Source organism: Nostoc sp. DSM 114159, from assembly GCF_053470285.1.
This window is the reverse complement of the sequence record NZ_JBPFEH010000001.1, coordinates 6004485-6022499: the sequence shown is the minus strand read 5'-3', so window position 1 is coordinate 6022499 and position 18015 is coordinate 6004485. Positions and strand designations below refer to the sequence as shown.

The window sequence follows — 18015 nt, the reverse complement described above, 5'->3', positions numbered from 1 at the left end:
CGATGTCTACACCCGCAAAAAAATCTAATTTTCAAAATCAAATTGCATATTTGCATATTTAATCAAAAAACTACTGAATATTCCTTTAGCTAGAGGTTTTTTCAACATCTACTTACTTAAGGAGGAAAAATAATGAATCGATTCAAATATTCCAAGAAGATTTTTGGAGTTCTTGCTGTTTTACTCGTAATTTGTGCAACTTTCTTTCCGAGAATGGCAATTGCAGATTCACAGACTGCGCCTATCAAGTCAGATTGTACCGTCATCGGTGAAGTAAAAATAATACCAGATCCAAAAGATCCCAATGAAATCGATGTTCTACCACCGACTGTGATAGTTAACAATGCCGATGGATGTAGCTTCAGTGCTAACGCGATGAAGTTATCACAAGCTCTAAGGGTTGAAAGAGCTATTATAAATTTGCCTGCGGATGTAACTGGGGTTGTTAAAAGCCTTCAGATCAGCAAAGTCGATAATGAAGGCAATAAAGCAGTCATTTATGGCTGTTCTAATTTAAAAGTTCAGGATGGTACGGATTTAAATGTATCTTGCGGGGGGCCATCTTACTTACCAGCGAACCAGTCCTTGGAATATAATGCAACTATTGCAGACTTTAAGCCAGGGACTAAGTTTGCCATTACGCTGGTAGCATCACAGTCTAAACAACTAGGTTTGCAGTAAGTATACGCCTGTTATACCAAAAAGCCTATTTGGTGTAACAGGTAAAACTGCTTAGTACAAAAAGCTTAGTACAAAAATGTTTGCTCCTTCCTAGCCGTAACTAAAAAAGACGGGCGTACCCCCTTAATTTTAAGCAAAGCCAACTGTATGGCATACACTGCCCGTAATTAGCTCTAATATCCCTTGGTTGAACAACTGAAACATTCCAGTCGTGGGTAGAAAACAATTTAGTTCTATGTTTTATCAAGAATCGTATACTTAAATTTTGTATACGATTCCTTTATTAAGCGATTAAATGACTAGCTCGCTTACTTAATTTTGATACAACTCCTATTTATTTCTGGCTAAGACTGTAGCTTTCCCCGGAACTCAGTTCTCATAAATTTAGTATAGCAATAAAACCAAAGTAAATGGCGATCGCAGCACTAATACCATGAAGCCAAATCTTATTGAATTCACAAGCAGCCATCAAAGAAACGCTCAAAGCTTTTTCGATTAATATTCATAACATTCTAGAGATGCTTATTAAACAAAATTATTTCCAATAAAAAGATTTGGAGCACGTTAAATTATATTTAAAAGATGTGAAATGGTCAAGTAGATATTTCATCAGGTCAATTACACTTAATCGCATTGAAAACAGCTTATCCCTGAAAGTTAAAGCTGACTATTTTTTTCTTAGAATGTATGGTAACTGTCTTAACAATATCTATAGAGACATGGTGATAAACAAAATTACTCCTTCATAAGTAGGAATCGAAATGCGTACACCAAGTATGACGTATTAAATCTACCTTGCCCTCATACAGAGTTACCATGATTTCAGGTCGCCTAGTGGATGCTGAAAATGATTGACCCCTACGACTTTGAAGATGATAACTTTGACTTAGAGGATGAGGATTTCTTGAAAATAAAACCCATCAGCCAAATGACTGAAGGGGAAAAGCTACAGCGATTTAAGCGGTTCTTCGACAGCAGCAGCCGTGCGATGTTGCAAGACTGTCTATTTCGCATCGTCAATGACGAAGATGGTACGGGTACGTTAGAAATTCTTTGTCCTAATGAAGTCGTAAGACTACGCCTTTCTAAGAAAAAGCGCAAAATTACCAACAACATCAACACCTGCTGGAGCCATATCAGATGGTTTTCGCTATGCGTTCAGCAAGATAATGAGTTGGATTGCCAGAAGTTTACCCGTAACGGTGATTTGGTGACATCTTAAGGTGGGGAATTAGAAATTGAGAATTGGGAATGGGGAATGGGAAATAAAGAAAGTGTTTTCCCAATGACAAATGACAAATGACAAATGACAAATGACTAAAAAACAAAAATTTCCTTACCTAGTTGGTTCTAAGTGGACAGCACAGCAAAAAGTTGATGGCTGGCGGCATTTCCAAGTTGTCAATCGGAAAAATCAGGGTAAATGGGTTTACGCCGAAATGGTTGCTGCTTGCGATCCTAAAGTCCGTTTTTGGATAAATGCCAAATTATTACAAGATAACTCCCAGTGGCAAGCTGGTTGGCAAACATTACAGGAAATCCAGGAAATTAAAACTGAGGTGTCCTAATTGCCTTAAGCCGCACAGCCAAAAGATTTTAACCTCAGTTCCATTGCTCTCTTTTTTAGGAAAGAGGCTTTGAATCTTACTCCCCAACGCTAGTAGGGAAGGGATTGGGGGTTAAGTCTGTCATATGACTCAACCCAGAAACCCTATATCTTGCAAATTAATAATATTTTACAAAATCACACTAACTCACTCTCAAGCAGCAATTAAATGGTTTGCTCTACCGACTGAAAACTGGCGATTTATCTGCGATACCTTCTCTACAAGAGGCTTCTCTTTCAGAGACGCTAACGAGAACGCCAACGGTGAGCTACGCTAACACAAATTTCAGTAGTATTTCCAGCATCAGGCTGCATATACCTCTCTTTTGCCTTAACTCTGCGCCCCAATGCCTTGAAAACAGGTTGTAAAAACATTAGCTAATTCTATGAAAAGCATTCAAAAAGGCAGATTTAAATTTTTTGTATTTTGTAACTATTTTTATAAAAATAAGTAATAAAAAGTTTTTATTATGTATTTTTAAATCTTTTAAGGTCTTTAGGGTTCATAAAAACCTAAATTAATCTAATTGAGCTTTAATTCATCCTCTAAAACCGTTTTACAGATTAGGAGCCACTTTCTTTTCTAGGTAATTTGCCCAATAATGACATCAACAGACCTCACGCATCGCCATCTCAGGAAAGGTGAAGGCAAATGTTTGAGCCACAAGTTTGACCAAAAGCTATAAGAGGGAAACAACAGTGAAACTAGCAGTCTACGGAAAAGGTGGTATCGGTAAATCCACAACTAGCTGTAATATATCCGTCGCCCTAGCTAAACGTGGCAAGAAAGTGCTGCAAATTGGCTGCGACCCCAAACATGACAGCACCTTCACCCTGACTGGGTTTTTGATTCCGACAATTATCGACACCCTCCAAGAAAAGGACTATCACTACGAAGATGTCTGGCCGGAAGATGTAATTTATAAAGGCTACGGCGGTGTTGATTGCGTAGAAGCTGGTGGTCCACCTGCGGGTGCTGGATGTGGCGGCTACGTAGTCGGTGAAACCGTAAAATTACTTAAAGAACTCAACGCCTTTGATGAGTACGATGTAATTCTCTTTGACGTTCTGGGTGACGTAGTTTGTGGTGGTTTTGCAGCACCACTCAACTATGCAGATTACTGCCTGATTGTTACAGACAATGGCTTTGATGCTTTATTTGCTGCCAATCGGATTGCTGCTTCAGTCCGCGAAAAAGCAAGAACTCACCCACTGCGTTTAGCTGGGTTAATTGGCAATCGCACATCCAAGCGCGACTTGATTGAAAAATATGTAGAAGCAGTGCCCATGCCAGTTTTGGAAGTTTTACCTTTAATTGAAGATATTCGTGTTTCCCGTGTGAAAGGTAAGACTTTGTTTGAGATGGCAGAGCAAGATCCTTCTCTAGACTACGTTTGCGACTACTATCTCAACATCGCCGACCAAATTCTAGCGCGTCCCGAAGGTGTTGTACCTAATGATTCACCAGATCGGGAGTTGTTCTCTTTGTTGTCCGATTTTTATCTAAATCCGGGTAAACCCCAGGTTCCTAATTCAGAAGAGGAACTAGACTTGATGATTGTATAAATCACCAAGTTCTCAGGATGGGGGACAATAACATGGCATTCTTTCACAGCTTTACAGATTCAATAAAGCAAAAGTGGTTACAATTTTTCCAGAATAATCGAGACTGGATTATCCTCCACATGGAAGTGGAATCGGTGTACACCCCTGATGGCGGGAAGCGACCACCTTCTTACCTCATCCTGGGAGTTCTTAACGCCCTAGAGCCAAAACTAGCGCAGTTAATGCTGCCATTTGCCAAACTCAATCCTGACGCCGATACCCTGATTGAAGTCCTGGATTTGCATTTTGACCCAGATTTAGCTCTCGGTAATCGCTTCGTCGTCAACCAAAATGTAGAAAAATACGTAGAAGAAGCAGTATCTGTCATTGATGAAAAGCCTGAAGATGAAACATTGACACACGATCATACAAATGGCTTTGCGGCGGTGGCGGTAGTTGAAGAGTTCGCAATCGTGGATTCTGAGGATGAAAGCCTGGGAATCAGCCAGTTGGAAGAAACGGAAAATGGCTTTGGCGATATTTCCTTAACCAACGGACACAACTCAAAAGATGAGTCTCTCCAAAACTCTAGTTTAGAAGCAGATGAGTTTGGGGAAATTGCCTTCGATACAACAGCTGCAACGGAAGTAAAGCTGGATGAAGAAGAGGCACTTGGAGATAGTCCACTAGATGAGAATGCGTTTAAAGACGTGTTATCAGATGTCTGGGGTGATGAAACAGCTTTACAAAAGGCTGAAGAAAATAACGATTTTTTAGGGGAAGAACTGCCAGCAGGCGTTTTTGATGAATCAGAAATTGCCCGCCTCTTCCCCAATGCTTAATTACTAAGTTAGGAGTTAGGAGTTAAGAGTTAGGAGTTAAAAAAGTTGGAGTAAAAAAGTTAGGAAAAAACTTAGGAGTTAAAAAATTTTATAGTTATTAATCAGAACTCCTAACTCCTGTACAGACGCGATTAATCGCGTCTCTACTACTAACTCCTAACTCCTAACTTCTAACTTTAAATATCAAGGGGAGAAAAAACCAAAATGACTGTCGCTCAACAACCAGAAGCTTTAAACTTTGAATGTGAAACAGGAAATTACCATACCTTTTGCCCAATTAGCTGCGTGGCGTGGTTATACCAAAAAATTGAAGATAGCTTCTTTTTGGTGATTGGGACAAAAACTTGTGGCTACTTCCTGCAAAACGCGATGGGGGTAATGATTTTTGCTGAACCCCGCTATGCAATGGCAGAGTTGGAAGAGGGCGATATTTCGGCACAGCTGAATGATTATGAAGAGTTAAAGCGGTTGTGCTTGCAAATTAAACGCGATCGCAATCCTAGTGTAATTGTCTGGATTGGCACTTGCACTACAGAAATTATCAAAACAGATTTGGAAGGTTTGGCACCGAAACTAGAATCTGAAATCGGGATTCCCATCGTTGTAGCGCGGGCAAATGGTCTAGATTACGCCTTCACCCAAGGAGAAGACACCGTATTAGCAGCAATGGCTAACCGTTGTCCTGATAAGGCTCCGGTGGCGGAAACAGAGAAAAATGAACGTAATGCGATCGCTAAATTGCTCAACTTTGGTAAGAAGAAAGAAGATGTCGCCCAAGATGAATCTGAGTACGTAGATCATCCACCCTTAGTTCTCTTTGGCTCCCTTCCCGACCCCGTGGTTACTCAGTTAACCTTGGAACTGAAGAAACAAGGCATCAAAGTTTCCGGCTGGCTACCCGCAAAGCGCTTCACTGAATTGCCAGTACTAGAAGAAGGGTATTATGTCGCTGGTGTCAACCCCTTCCTCAGCCGCACAGCTACCACCTTAATGCGCCGCCGCAAATGTAAACTCATTGGCGCACCCTTCCCCATTGGCCCCGATGGCACTCGCGCTTGGATTGAGAAAATCTGCTCGGTGTTTGGTATTACTCCCAAAGGTTTGGATGAACGGGAAGCACAAATTTGGGCAGGCTTGGAAGATTACGTCAAACTAATTCGCGGTAAGTCTGTATTCTTCATGGGTGATAACTTGCTGGAAATTTCTCAAGCAAGATTCTTAATTCGTTGTGGGATGACAGTTCACGAAATCGGCATTCCCTACATGGATAAGCGCTATCAAGGTGCTGAGTTGGCATTGCTGGAGAAAACTTGTCAGGAAATGGGTTCACCTTTACCAAAGATTGTAGAGAAGCCGGATAATTACAATCAACTTCAGCGAATTTATGAGTTGAAACCAGATTTGGTAATTACTGGTATGGCTCACGCTAACCCATTGGAAGCACGCGGTATTAATACAAAATGGTCTGTGGAGTTCACTTTTGCTCAAATTCACGGCTTTACAAATGCGCGTGACATATTAGAGTTGGTTACTCGTCCGTTGCGTCGAAATAACAATTTGAAAGATTTGGGTTGGGATAAGTTGGTGAAAGAAGAAGCGAAGATTTAGGATTTGGATTTAGCAACAAGATAATAGTATGTTATGGGCGAACTTTTCGGGTTCGTCCTTTTTTTCTATAACCGCAGAAACGCAGAGAACGCAGAGGAAGAGGAGAAATGGGGACAATCAAAAATGCTAAAATTTTTATATTACTCTTAGTTTTTTACTTCTTAAGTTAATGGAAATTACCAAATTGTCTCCTCAAGGACAAGTAATTATTCCCCAATCTTTGCGGGAAGCTCATCAATGGGAAGTAGGTCAAGAATTTATTATTATTGATATGGGTGATGGAATTCTTTTAAAGCCTAAGAAACTTTTTCCAGAAACTAAATTAGATGATGTAGCAGGCTGTTTAAAATATCAAGGAAAACCTAAAACTATTGAGGATATGGATCATGCAATTAGTCAAGGTATAGAAGAATCGTGGCATGATTGCGGTTGATAAAATCTAATCTAAATAAAAAATTGAGCCTATCTCATAGCAACGTAAAGTTGGCGTATCAACCAAGTTACAGCTTCTGCTATTCCATCATAATTATTTTCAATATTTTTAAGGTATGGCTTTTTTAATAGCATTTCTTGAAGCTTTTTGTTTCGTTCTTCCCTGTTATTTTGGTTATGTTCAATGATATTACGAAATTTTCTAGCATCATCTATAAGAGAATAAAATTCTTTATTCAAAGGTTCAAGAGAGAAAGCTAATTTAGTTGGTGGTCTCTTTAATGCCTTAGAAGATGTTTGTAAATTAGTTTTACGATGTCTAGGCTTACTATAATTGATACTATAAAAATTTTTTCCGTATAATGTAACAAAACATAACTCTAGCGTAAATATTATCTTTGCCTCTTTTAACTTAGATAATGATAAATGCTGCTCAATATTTGAGTTATAGTAGTACAAATCATCTATATTTGTATTGTTGTTAGATAATTTCTTATATTCATTTTTAGATATGTATATATCAGGAAATGTAAATAGCTTCTCTTTATATTTTTTTTCCAATAAATCACAAGCCTGCAATAAATTATCGCTATCTTGTCCAATATCAATAAACTTTTTTTCTAAAAAAATTTTGATAACTTCTTCAACTAAACTTACTGCACAATCACAAAATTTAAGAAAGTTACTTTGATAACAAGACAACATATTTTTATTATTGTTATATAAAATTTGTAGTAATAATTTATTTGTATCAATATTTTCAATAAATGAATAATCTATCAAATTATCCTTTATTTCTAATTCTGATTGGTTTTCAGGATTAAAGGTGTCATTTGATTCTGGAGAAATAGGCAAATTACTTGTAATAGAAACATCGGTATCTGATACAGCAGCATTTAAATTATCATTCTGCGTTGCTGAAGAGGCAATTAAATGCTCTTGAATATGCTTGTTGAATGCTAAAGATAAAGTATTAATGTTATTTTTGATGATAGAGATATCATTTTTAATATTATCAATATCATTTTTCTCCATACTAAAAATTCCCTTTAATTCAAACCGATATTTTATGCAACAAGTTTTTATCTCTATTATTTAGTTCAAAATATTGATTTAAATATTTTTGATAAATAGGGTCGTCTTTACCTTTGACCATACCTAAAAATTCTATTTTTCCTCGAAGAACTTCCTTAAATTTGGCTATACCTTTACTATAATACCTATCTTTAAAGTCATATTTATTTAAGTATTCCAATTCAGAATATTCAAGACCAAACTTACTCCAAGCATAAAGCATAGCACGGATCTGGCGTATGTAATTACGATCCACATTGGGAAATGTATTAACAGTTATGCTTGTAACTTCTTGATGCTCTTGAGCATTCTGTATTCGCACTTTAAGTTCATTAATTTCAAAATTATTTCCTTGAATAATTGAATATATCTCTTTACCCAAAAACACTTTTTTAAGTTTATGTTTATCTTCGGTCGTAATTATGTAAGAAGCTATTTCTTCAGGTAAGTTAGGTCTTGTTGTTGAAAAAGTAATATCATCTGCATATCTGGTATATGTAAATCTATATTTTTTGGCCAATTTTTGGAATTGACTGTCTAGTTTGGCGCAGAGCATGTTAGATACTATTGGTGAAGTAGGAGCGCCTTGGGGTAATTGGTTATCATGGCAACAAATCTGTGCTAAAACTGTTGCAACTTCAGGATTTAAAGCATAGGGTAATGCCATAAACATTCCTCTCACCCTCCCAAAATTGATTGAAACAAAAAAATCTTTTAGGTCAAAATTAAGTACATATTGCTTACCTATATGAGCTTTTGCATTAGTTACAATATTTTTGTTTTTTACAAAGCCATGAACTGAAGGCTTGACTTGATATACACACTGCAAAACTTGATTAAGTTTTTTTTGGATTAACTTTAAAGATGTTGCAGGAGTAGAGATGATACGGTTTCCTCCTAATTTTTTAGGTATTTGGAAAGTTGTATATCTAGATTCATAAGGAATTACGTATAAATAGTATACTAAATCTCCGTATGGGATTTCTAGAAGTCTTGCTACATCTCTTCCACTCCTTAAAGAGTAAAATTTTTTAATTAATTCATCACAATTTTTATCCAAACAGGGTTTAAGAGCCTTTCTCGCTTGACTCTTTTCTTCTCCATTTTGGGACATTGTTCAAACCCCTATGTTTAGATTAAAAATGAATAATGTGTACTTTTACTGATAGTTACTATATGATTGTGCGTCGAATAGACAATTCTTCAAAAAAATTGTGGAGATTTCTAGGACATTATTCCCACTTACTCAAAGAAAACACATCGCAGCAAATTCTACGTAAAGCTGACTTTTTGGCTGACCGTCGCAGGATCAACAACGGCAATCAATAAGGTTCACTAGATATCTCCTACTTAAAAAATATATGTTTTTTGCTTCACTGTCAAGAAGTAATCTTTATTAGTGATAATACTGATTATATTCAAGTAAAGATGTTTATCGGTAAGCACTTTAGGATTTATTTTATTTTGTTTAATTTCCCGAAAGCACAAAGCACAGCGAAACAAGAGAGCGATCGCAATTTTTAATAAATTCAACTAACTAATAGCAAAATCTGTATATTTACGCACAGAGGGTAACTGAAAACCTAAAACAATATCTTCTTTTGGGACACCTAATTCAACCAATTCATTAGCAATTCCTACCTCTGTTCCATCTTGCTGAATCCAGATTTTCTCGTTAATAATATCTACATGAAGAACAGGCCCATATATGCGGTCTTGCTCACGCCAACCTACATAAACTAATTGATAATGATCGTGTTCTGTATCGAAAATTATCTGTGCTTGAATGCGATTATCCCAAACAATACTAGCGTGTTGTTGAAGTAAATTCTTAATATACTGTCGGTATTCGTCTAGCTTTGCCATTGGGCGATCGCCTCCTGTTCAATATTATAAATTAGTAAACAGAGCTGATTAGTTTTAATTACAGATTGGATAAATGGAAGGATAAAAAACTCATTGTAAACAGTACTAGGAACTGCTAAATATAAAGTACGATTGGCTTCTTGTTTTTGTAAAGCAATTCGGTAAATGATAAATTGTCCTAATGCAGCATAAAGTTCTGTGATTTTTGACGGACTTAGAAAACTTTTAATTTCAACAGCTATTTTTTGTCCTTGTTTTTCGGCTGCAATAACTTTTTCTGCTCCTAAATCAACATATAATTCAAGGGTTCCTGCCTGGAGAGCATAAGGATCGTGAGTGATTAACCAGCCATCTTTCTCAAGTGCTGTTTTGACAACTGTATGAAAAGCATCTTTAGCAGACACAGGTTTAATTCCAATTTATGGCGGCACTTGATTTAAGAATTTCCATTTGACTAATACATTGACAACCTAGCGAAACTTTTTTTAACTAAATTTAATATAGTTCTGTTTCTTCTCGCCTGTCTACTTACTCCAGATGCAGAGGAGAAGAAGATTGAACAAACCGCAGAGGAGAAAGCGATGCCTACGGCAACCCCTTTGGGGAACGCCCCATCCTCTAATAACTTCGATAAAATCACTATGGTGCTAGTTAACCCTCTCTAAATCTAATGAAAAGCGATATCTCCGATGGGCTACGCCTACGCTCCCTTTCCCAACTCTCTCTTCAACGTCCTGAACTACTCGCGCCAGCAGGTAATTGGGAATGTGCTAAAGCTGCTGTGGAAAATGGGGCAGATGCGATTTACTTCGGTTTGGATCGGTTTAACGCCAGAATGCGGGCAGAAAATTTTACTGAGGCGGACTTACCCCAATTGATGACATTCCTGCACCGTCGGGGCGTAAAGGGTTATGTCACTATCAACACACTCATATTTCCTAAAGAATTAGCAGAAGCGCAGCAATATCTTTGCACAATTATTGCAGCTGGTGTGGATGCGGCGATCGTTCAAGATATTGGTATATGCCGTCTCATCCGTCACCTTTCCCCGGATTTTCCCATCCATGCTTCCACGCAAATGACAATTACCAGTGCAGCTGGGGTGGAATTTGCTAAGTCTCTTGGTTGTCAATTGGTGGTGCTGGCGCGTGAATGTTCTCTTAAAGAAATCAATAAAATACAGCAGCAGATTGCCCAACAGGAAACGTCGCTGCCTTTGGAAGTTTTTGTTCACGGTGCTTTGTGCGTAGCGTATTCCGGCCAGTGTTTGACTAGTGAGGCTTTAGGTGGACGTTCTGCTAACCGAGGTGAATGTGCCCAAGCTTGCCGGATGCCCTACGATTTAATCGCTGATGGGGAAGTTGTAAATTTAAAAGAACGCAAATATTTACTCAGTCCTCAAGACCTAGCAGGGTTAGACGTTCTGCCCGATTTGGTGAAATCAGGAGTAACCTCTCTCAAGATTGAAGGTCGCCTGAAAGCTCCAGAGTATGTTGGTAATGTCACCCGTGTTTATCGGCAAGCTTTGGATAGTGTAATGACGGAATTGGAAAGACCTAACCCCCTAACCCCCTTTTCTACTAGCGTTGAGGGAATAAAAGCTCCCCTCTCCGTTTCGGAGAGGGGTTGGGGGAGAGGTCAATCAGATCGAGAACATTACAACCTAGAAATGGCATTTTCTCGCGGACTCTACACGGGTTGGTTTGGCGGGATTAATAATCAAGAACTAGTTCACGCCCGCTTTGGTAAAAAACGTGGGGTTTATCTGGGTGAAGTTACTCGCATTCACAATGAACAGGTAACAGTCAAATTGCAAGCACCCGTAAAACCAGGAGATGGAATAGTATTTGATTGCGGTCATCCAGAAGCGAAGGAAGAAGGTGGCCGAGTTTACGCTGTGGCGTCCAAAGGTAAAGAAACTTTGCTGACATTTGGGCGAAATGACTTGAATCTGCGCCGAGTGCATATAGGCGATCGCATTTGGAAAACCAGCGATCCAGAACTCGATAAGCAAGTGCGTCAGAGTTTTGCTGGCGAGAATCCCCAATTTCAGCGTCCGATTGACTTAGAGATTTATGGAGAAGTTGGTCAGGCATTGATTGCGATCGCCCGCGATCGACTCGGTAATATTGTACAGGTAGAGTCTGCAACTTCTTTAGTTGAAGCGCACACCAAACCACTAGATACAGACCGTTTAAAAGAACAATTCGGTCGTCTTGGTAATACCCCTTTCTGTTTAGGAACACTAACCAACCACCTCAGCGGTGCTATTATGCTACCCATCAGTGAATTGAACCGGATGCGGCGGGAAATGGTAGTACAGTTGGAAGAATTGCGAAGTCAACCCAAACGCTGGCAATTACATTCTGATGTCTCTTTCCAAAATTTACTCCCCTCATCTCCCACCCTGCAAGAAGCTAAAGCTACATCTCCTTCACTCATCGTCCTAGTACGAAATCTCAAGCAACTCCAAGCCGCACTCGAAGTCGGTATTGAAACCCTATACTGTGAATTTGAAGACCCCCGCGCTTACCAAGAAGCCGTACAACTGGTGCGCCAACAACAGCAAAAAAACAAAACAGACAATTCTTCACTTTTAACTCCTTTTTGTACAGACGCGATTCATCGCGTCTCTCCCCACTCCCCACTCCCCACAATTTGGGTTGCACCACCCCGAATTACTAAACCGGGGGAAAATTGGATTTTGCAACAAGTCCGTGCTTGTAAAGCAGATGGCTATCTGATACGGAACTATGACCAATTGCAATTCTTTGCAGCAGACCGTTGTATCGGAGATTTTTCGCTCAACGTTGCTAATCCCTTAACAGCAGACTACTTTCAGCAACACTTTGGTTTAGAAAGGCTGACAGCATCATACGACTTGAATATTACCCAACTGCAAGACCTGCTTACCAGTTGTCCGCCCCAGTGGTTTGAGGTGACAATCCATCAGCATATACCGATGTTTCACATGGAGCATTGTGTTTTTTGCGCTTTTCTATCAACAGGTACAGACTATACTAACTGTGGACGACCTTGTGAAAAACAGGAAGTGAAATTAAAAGACCGTGTAGGCAGCGAACACGTCCTCAAAGCAGATGTAGGTTGCCGCAATACTGTATTTAACGGCACTGCTCAAACGGGAGCCGAGTACGTACAGCGCCTTATAGAACTGGGATTACGTCACTTCCGCATCGAATTTGTGAATGAAACACCAGAACAAGTGAGTAAAACAATACATTTTTATAGTCAATTATTGCAAGGTGAGATTACAGGTTCCCAACTCTGGCGCGAGTTGAAGTTGCAAAATCAATTGGGTGTGACTCGTGGCCCTATGGGAGTTTCAGCACTGCGTTCATAATTGATTTTCTGAACGCCCAGCTTGAAAAATCTGTTCGGCGGTTAAATTTAATTCTGGGAATGTAGGGGATATGATGCGATCGTTTCCCCTAAAAAGGTTAACTTGATACTCACCATCTAGCAAATAGTAAATGGCAGATGGAGAGGAAATTCAAGTAAAAACTCTCAATTACCTGGGGATTATTGCAGGTATTATTGATGAAATTGGGAAGTAAACTATATCGAATTTCTTAACGAGACACTCTCTGTTCATAATTGGTTTGCAACTTGTCTAACTATTTCCACAAGCTTCTGCACGGTTGGGGATGTTTCGTTTTTTCGCCAAATCATCGCAATGCCGACTTTTGAAGTAGATTCTTGTACGCTTTTATAAACTATTCCAGTCCGTTGCATATTTTGCAAAGATGCTGGCACGATCGCCACACCCATCTCGGCTGCTACTAAGCTGACAATCGTTTGCATCTGGATAGCTTCCTGGGCAACATTGGGACTAAAGCCTGCTTGTTGGCAAAGACTGATTATTAAATCGTAAAGTCCAGGCGCTAATATTCTGGGAAATAAAATAAATGGTTCATTGGCAAGCGATGTCAAACAGACATCAGACTCATTGGCTAGCAAATGTGCTTCAGGTAATGCCACCATCAGCGATTCTTGAAAAATAATCTCCCAACTAAATCTATTTTCATCAACCGGTGGACGTACAAATCCTACATCTATTCGACCTTCTCGCAACCACTCTAACTGTTGATCTGTAGTTAGTTCGTGTAACTCTAAACTCACACCAGGAACACAACTACGAAAGCTTCGCAGAATAGTTGGCAAAATATTATATGTGGCAGAACTGACAAAGCCAACCACTAACTGTCCAATTTCGCCCCGACTGGTTTGCCGTCCAACTTGAATTGCCTGTTGTAATTGCCTAAAAATTTGCTGAACTTCACATAGAAACACTTGTCCGGCTTCTGTTAACTGCACATTTCGTTTCGTGCGGTGAAACAGTTCAAAACCTAATTCCCCTTCTAGCTGCCGAATTTGTTGACTCAAGGGGGGTTGGGCAATATGCAAGCGTTCTGCTGCCCGTCCAAAGTGCAGTTCCTCTGCCAAGATGACAAAGTAGCGCAAATGCCGTAGTTCCATCTGTTACCCAAACTCATATCTTTTAAATATTAGTTAAGGTCAAAATATATATTGGACATAGTTAAAAATCTTTTTTACTGTAGTGATTAGGCATTCATGAACCTCAAGCAGATGGTTGAGGATTGGCGAATCAACACATTGTAATTTCACAATTTATGAATAATATTTCAACAAGCAATAATTGGGATACTTCGCTTTACGAAGATAAACACGCCTTTGTTTGGCAATATGGCGAAGACTTACTAAAATTACTCAACCCCCAGCCAGGAGAATCGATTTTGGATCTTGGCTGTGGTACTGGACAACTCACAGAAAAAATTGCCCAAGCTGGGGCTGAAGTAATGGGAGTTGATTATGCATCTGAGATGATTGAAAAGGCAAGAGAAAACTATCCCCATATCCGCTTTGATGTTGCTGATGCTAGAAGTTTTCAAGTAGATAAGCCATTGGATGCTGTATTTTCCAACGCTGTACTACATTGGGTGAAAGAAGCCGATCGCGCGATCGCCTCCATATACCAATCCCTAAAACCCGGAGGCCGTTTTGTTGCAGAATTTGGAGGTAAAGGGAATATAAAGGCGATCGCCACAGCTTTATACAGTGCTTTAGAGTCCATTGGTATCCCTCAAGCACAAGTAGAGAATCCTTGGTATTACCCCAGCATTGGCGAATACAGTAGCCTCCTAGAACAGCAAGGCTTTGATGTCATTTATGCTATCCTGTTTCCTCGCCCAACTCCCCTAGCAGAAGGAGAAGCAGGCATCGCAAACTGGATTAAAATGTTCGCTAATCCATTTTTAACCGGACTTTCACCTGAGCAACAAATACAAATAATTCCCGTCGTTGAGGAATATCTAAAGCCAACACTATATCAACAAGGAACTTGGACAGCAGATTATCGAAGAATTCGTATAGTTGCCATTAAACTATAAAATGTACGATTTTTTACTAGTGCTTTAATTACGAATTACGAATTAGTATCAGCTATGCATATACCTAAATTCTGCGATCGCCCTTGGCGTAGCCATCGCCAAACATCATTTTTATTACTACTAACTATTACCCTTACAGCTTTACTAATCCCGCCCTCACTAGCGCAAACCCCCTCAATCCCGTCGCCTTCTAGTGCGCCTTTAGAATTAGACTTATTGACCAAGCCAAAAGACTATATAATCACAGCTACCACTATTCATCCAGAACGATTAACCGTTCCCAGTTTATGGTGGGCACAACAAAACTCTGAGAAAAAGCTATTGGATAATTGGATCGCATATCCAGCTTCTAACAAAGAACCTGCACGAGTAGACTTGATCGTAAATCAGCAAATTTGGAGCTTACTAGAGTATATAGAGCGCTACGACTTCGTAAATCGCTTGGGTAGCGCTGCACGGAACTTTGGTTACAACGTTCGGGTATTTAATTATCAAAAAGAACCCTTGGCGACCTACACTTGCAACTTTAGTACAAGTCCAGCTTTATGTAGTATCCAAACCACTATTAAAAACAAGATAGGGTTACAGCGTTTACTCTAGTAAATAATTAGGAGTTAGGAGTTAGGAGTTAGAAATTGGGGGACATGAAGGAGAAATCAATTCAAAATTCAAACATATTAGAACTTCTATCTCCTGCCTCCTCTTTCCCAATGCCCCATGCCCAATTTCCAATTAAACTTTCATTTTGGCGAATAAAGACTCGTATTGTTTTATTACTGATGGAGGTAAAGGAAGTAAAAATTCACTTTTATCGAAAACTTTGCGATCGCTCTCTAACAAACTCCATAATGGTTCTTGAATATCGGAAGCGGCAATATTTGTAGGAATTGGTGAATTAGTTTTAGTCAACACTGAAATTTCTTTAGCTGTGCTTGGTTGCCAACAAAAATCAATCCATTGATCTGATAAACTATCCTTAGTAATCCCTGCGGGACGTACCCATAAGTCCGCCCAGATTGCTGTTCCTGACTGGGGGATAACTGCGGCAAGCTGCGGATAACGTCCCAAAATAGGCAATACATCGCTTGACCAACCAACCGCTAGCCAAGTATCTTCCATAATTAGAGGTTCCAAATAGTTATTGGAACTGTAAAACTTCACTTGTTGGTTTAATATCTGTAATTCCTTTTCCAAGTCTGGTACTTGGTCAAGATTCTCTGTATTATAAGATTTTCCTAACTTTTTTAAGACCAAACCAATAACTTCTCGTGGTTGATTGAGTAGAGAAATACGCTGCTGCATTCCATCTCGCCACAAATCACTCCAATCTTTAGGTGTCCATCCCAATTTTTGCAACTTGTCACGGTTATAAACAATTACCGTGCTACCCCACCTGTAAGGCGCACCCCACACCTTCCCTTGAGTATCCAAAATACCCTGGTCGTTGCGCGTTACTAGTTGTTTCCACCTTTCATTTAAAGTAGACCACTGCTTTAATTGGTTTCCCTGCACTTCTTGGAGTGGTTGAATCAATTTCTGTTCAATAGCCGCTTGTAGCCAGTAATCTCCCAATGTCACTAGGTTTGTGTCAGCGGCTTTTTGACCTTGCCTAAAGGGTATAAAACGACGCCATCCCTGCTCATCGCTGGTCTTTGGCTTCTGCTGCCAATTTTGTAATTGTTGAAATAAATCCTGTATATGCTCAACTGGAGCAAATTTTAACTGCACCCGTTGCTGCAAACCTTTGTGGAATTGATTCACCACCTGACCAGGTATAGAACCTTTTAATAACTGTACTTTTAGTTGCGTTTGCTTGTTTCCACCACAGCCAAAAAGCAGTTGTGAAAGCGCCAGTGTGCTTGTACCCAGCAAAAAAGACCGTCGATCCATTGATTTTGGATTTTGAGATTTTTGATTATACCTAATATTAAGCAGAGATTCACCAATGGCTGACTAGCTGAAAAAGTGAATCTGGAGAATTATCAGTATTTTTTCTTGATAATACGGGTAATTTTGAATATTTGACTCAAATTAGCAATCTTTTGGCAAATTTCTACCTCAAGATTAATTTTTATCCATAAATTTACTTGATGGTACTTATAGTGAAACCTTACTTGTATTTAGAAGTAATGATTTAAATGTCACATTTCCAGCAAAAATTATCAATACTTAAATAATCCATAAGTATCGTTAAGGTTGAGAGTAAATTGAATACCATAGAGAAAATGTACGAATAAAGGTATTAAATGGAGCTATTACAGCAGCAGATCCTGATTCTAAGCCAAAAGCTGGATGACCTGTGCCAAGTAATTGAGCAGCTTGATGGTAAAGTCACTCAAACTTACTCAGAGTGTTCTTTAGCCAATACACAAGCAAAGGATAATTCCCAACAAAATGACGCGGCTGGAGGCTACCAGTTTAAAGGACGTAACAATTTAAATCCAGAAATGGAACACAAAGATGTATTGACAGATGGCATTTATCTAGACATGCATCGTCAAAGTGGAGATAACATAACACCAGAAATTCAAATACAACGACTGACAGCGCAATTAACAGCAGCGTACAATCGCATTGCTGCTTTAGAAGAACAATTACTTAGAGAGAGAATTCATTAAATTTAACCTGAAGTTCAACGAATAAAAAAATAGATTGAGGTAGGTAAGACAAGCCTTTAGGTTCAATATTGAGTGATGGTTTTATGAGCATATACTTAGATACAAGTAAGTAATTCAGCCATCAAATTGATAAAAAAATTAAACACACTATTACATATCTTTACGTAATAGTGTGATATATCTACCTATAGGTTTTTAGTCAGTACCTCAGTATGAAACAAAAAAAAACAACCCTAAGACTGATGTCGTTAGGGTATTGTATGGTTCAAAAACCAAGATTTTTTTATTAATCTGCGTTTTTCTCATTAGCGTTT

General features: G+C 39.0%; 17 protein-coding genes and 1 pseudogene. 11 read left to right on the top strand and 7 right to left on the bottom strand.

The window, feature by feature from the left end; translation table 11 throughout:
• Positions 1 to 132: 132 nt before the first annotated feature.
• The 7 genes from ACR5KR_RS25245 to ACR5KR_RS25215 all read left to right on the top strand — a co-directional run bounded on the left by ACR5KR_RS25245 (position 133) and on the right by ACR5KR_RS25215 (position 6715).
• Positions 133 to 681 carry a hypothetical protein gene (locus tag ACR5KR_RS25245; RefSeq protein WP_445629957.1) on the top strand — a complete coding sequence of 183 codons (549 nt, stop codon included), beginning with the start codon at positions 133 to 135 and terminating at the stop codon, positions 679 to 681.
• An 838-nt stretch (positions 682 to 1519) separates the two neighbouring features.
• Entirely contained in the window at positions 1520 to 1903 is a 384-nt protein-coding gene (locus tag ACR5KR_RS25240) for a hypothetical protein (protein WP_448268437.1), read from the top strand.
• A gap of 91 nt (positions 1904 to 1994) precedes the next feature.
• Entirely contained in the window at positions 1995 to 2249 is a 255-nt protein-coding gene (locus tag ACR5KR_RS25235; RefSeq protein ID WP_322672297.1) for a TIGR02450 family Trp-rich protein, read from the top strand.
• A gap of 737 nt (positions 2250 to 2986) precedes the next feature.
• Positions 2987 to 3853, top strand: coding sequence for a ferredoxin:protochlorophyllide reductase (ATP-dependent) iron-sulfur ATP-binding protein (gene bchL / locus ACR5KR_RS25230; RefSeq protein ID WP_138503144.1), 867 nt, complete (start codon positions 2987 to 2989; stop codon positions 3851 to 3853).
• A 32-nt stretch (positions 3854 to 3885) separates the two neighbouring features.
• Positions 3886 to 4674, top strand: coding sequence for a DUF5331 domain-containing protein (locus tag ACR5KR_RS25225; RefSeq protein WP_448268436.1), 789 nt, complete (start codon positions 3886 to 3888; stop codon positions 4672 to 4674).
• A 204-nt stretch (positions 4675 to 4878) separates the two neighbouring features.
• A complete protein-coding gene (locus ACR5KR_RS25220) occupies positions 4879 to 6282 on the top strand; it encodes a ferredoxin:protochlorophyllide reductase (ATP-dependent) subunit N (RefSeq protein ID WP_334912169.1) in 1404 nt (467 codons plus the stop codon).
• A 169-nt stretch (positions 6283 to 6451) separates the two neighbouring features.
• Positions 6452 to 6715, top strand: a complete 264-nt coding sequence (locus ACR5KR_RS25215; RefSeq protein WP_448268435.1) for an AbrB/MazE/SpoVT family DNA-binding domain-containing protein — start codon at positions 6452 to 6454, stop codon at positions 6713 to 6715.
• Positions 6716 to 6744: 29 nt separating this feature from the next.
• Here the strand turns inward: ACR5KR_RS25215 and ACR5KR_RS25210 are convergent, their stop codons facing one another.
• From ACR5KR_RS25210 to ACR5KR_RS25195, 4 genes are all read right to left on the bottom strand, one after another.
• Complete coding sequence (locus ACR5KR_RS25210; protein ID WP_448268434.1) at positions 6745 to 7749, bottom strand: hypothetical protein; 1005 nt, start codon at positions 7747 to 7749, stop codon at positions 6745 to 6747.
• Between the two features lie 19 nt (positions 7750 to 7768).
• Positions 7769 to 8902, bottom strand: coding sequence for a reverse transcriptase domain-containing protein (locus ACR5KR_RS25205; protein ID WP_448268433.1), 1134 nt, complete (start codon positions 8900 to 8902; stop codon positions 7769 to 7771).
• A 419-nt stretch (positions 8903 to 9321) separates the two neighbouring features.
• The gene (locus ACR5KR_RS25200) at positions 9322 to 9654 is read right to left on the bottom strand and encodes an element excision factor XisI family protein (protein ID WP_448268431.1); all 333 of its coding nucleotides are present in this window, start codon (positions 9652 to 9654) and stop codon (positions 9322 to 9324) included.
• Entirely contained in the window at positions 9642 to 10058 is a 417-nt protein-coding gene (locus tag ACR5KR_RS25195) for an element excision factor XisH family protein (RefSeq protein ID WP_448268430.1), read from the bottom strand. Before ACR5KR_RS25195 ends, ACR5KR_RS25200 begins: the two co-directional genes overlap by 13 nt.
• Before the next feature lie 266 nt (positions 10059 to 10324).
• Between ACR5KR_RS25195 and ACR5KR_RS25190 the strand changes: the two genes are divergently transcribed.
• Positions 10325 to 13015 (top strand): DUF3656 domain-containing U32 family peptidase, encoded by a 2691-nt coding sequence (locus ACR5KR_RS25190; RefSeq protein WP_448268429.1) that lies wholly within the window; start codon positions 10325 to 10327, stop codon positions 13013 to 13015.
• On the opposite strand, the pseudogene ACR5KR_RS25185 reads toward ACR5KR_RS25190, so the two are convergent.
• Positions 13010 to 13150: pseudogene (locus tag ACR5KR_RS25185) on the bottom strand (Uma2 family endonuclease); the annotation flags it as partial. The gene ACR5KR_RS25190 and the pseudogene ACR5KR_RS25185 overlap by 6 nt on opposite strands.
• Before the next feature lie 113 nt (positions 13151 to 13263).
• On the bottom strand, positions 13264 to 14151 hold the full coding sequence (locus ACR5KR_RS25180; protein ID WP_448268428.1) for a LysR family transcriptional regulator: 888 nt from the start codon (positions 14149 to 14151) through the stop codon (positions 13264 to 13266).
• 155 nt (positions 14152 to 14306) lie between these two features.
• On the opposite strand from ACR5KR_RS25180, the gene ACR5KR_RS25175 reads away from it, so the two are divergent.
• Positions 14307 to 15083: a class I SAM-dependent methyltransferase gene (locus ACR5KR_RS25175; protein ID WP_448268427.1), complete on the top strand. Its 777-nt coding sequence runs from the start codon at positions 14307 to 14309 to the stop codon at positions 15081 to 15083.
• Positions 15084 to 15137: 54 nt separating this feature from the next.
• Positions 15138 to 15683, top strand: coding sequence for a hypothetical protein (locus tag ACR5KR_RS25170; protein ID WP_448268426.1), 546 nt, complete (start codon positions 15138 to 15140; stop codon positions 15681 to 15683).
• A 132-nt stretch (positions 15684 to 15815) separates the two neighbouring features.
• Here ACR5KR_RS25170 and ACR5KR_RS25165 read toward each other — a convergent pair whose 3' ends face one another.
• Complete coding sequence (locus ACR5KR_RS25165; RefSeq protein WP_448268425.1) at positions 15816 to 16973, bottom strand: extracellular solute-binding protein; 1158 nt, start codon at positions 16971 to 16973, stop codon at positions 15816 to 15818.
• 356 nt (positions 16974 to 17329) lie between these two features.
• Between ACR5KR_RS25165 and ACR5KR_RS25160 the strand changes: the two genes are divergently transcribed.
• Entirely contained in the window at positions 17330 to 17701 is a 372-nt protein-coding gene (locus tag ACR5KR_RS25160; RefSeq protein ID WP_448268424.1) for a hypothetical protein, read from the top strand.
• Positions 17702 to 18015 lie beyond the last annotated feature (314 nt).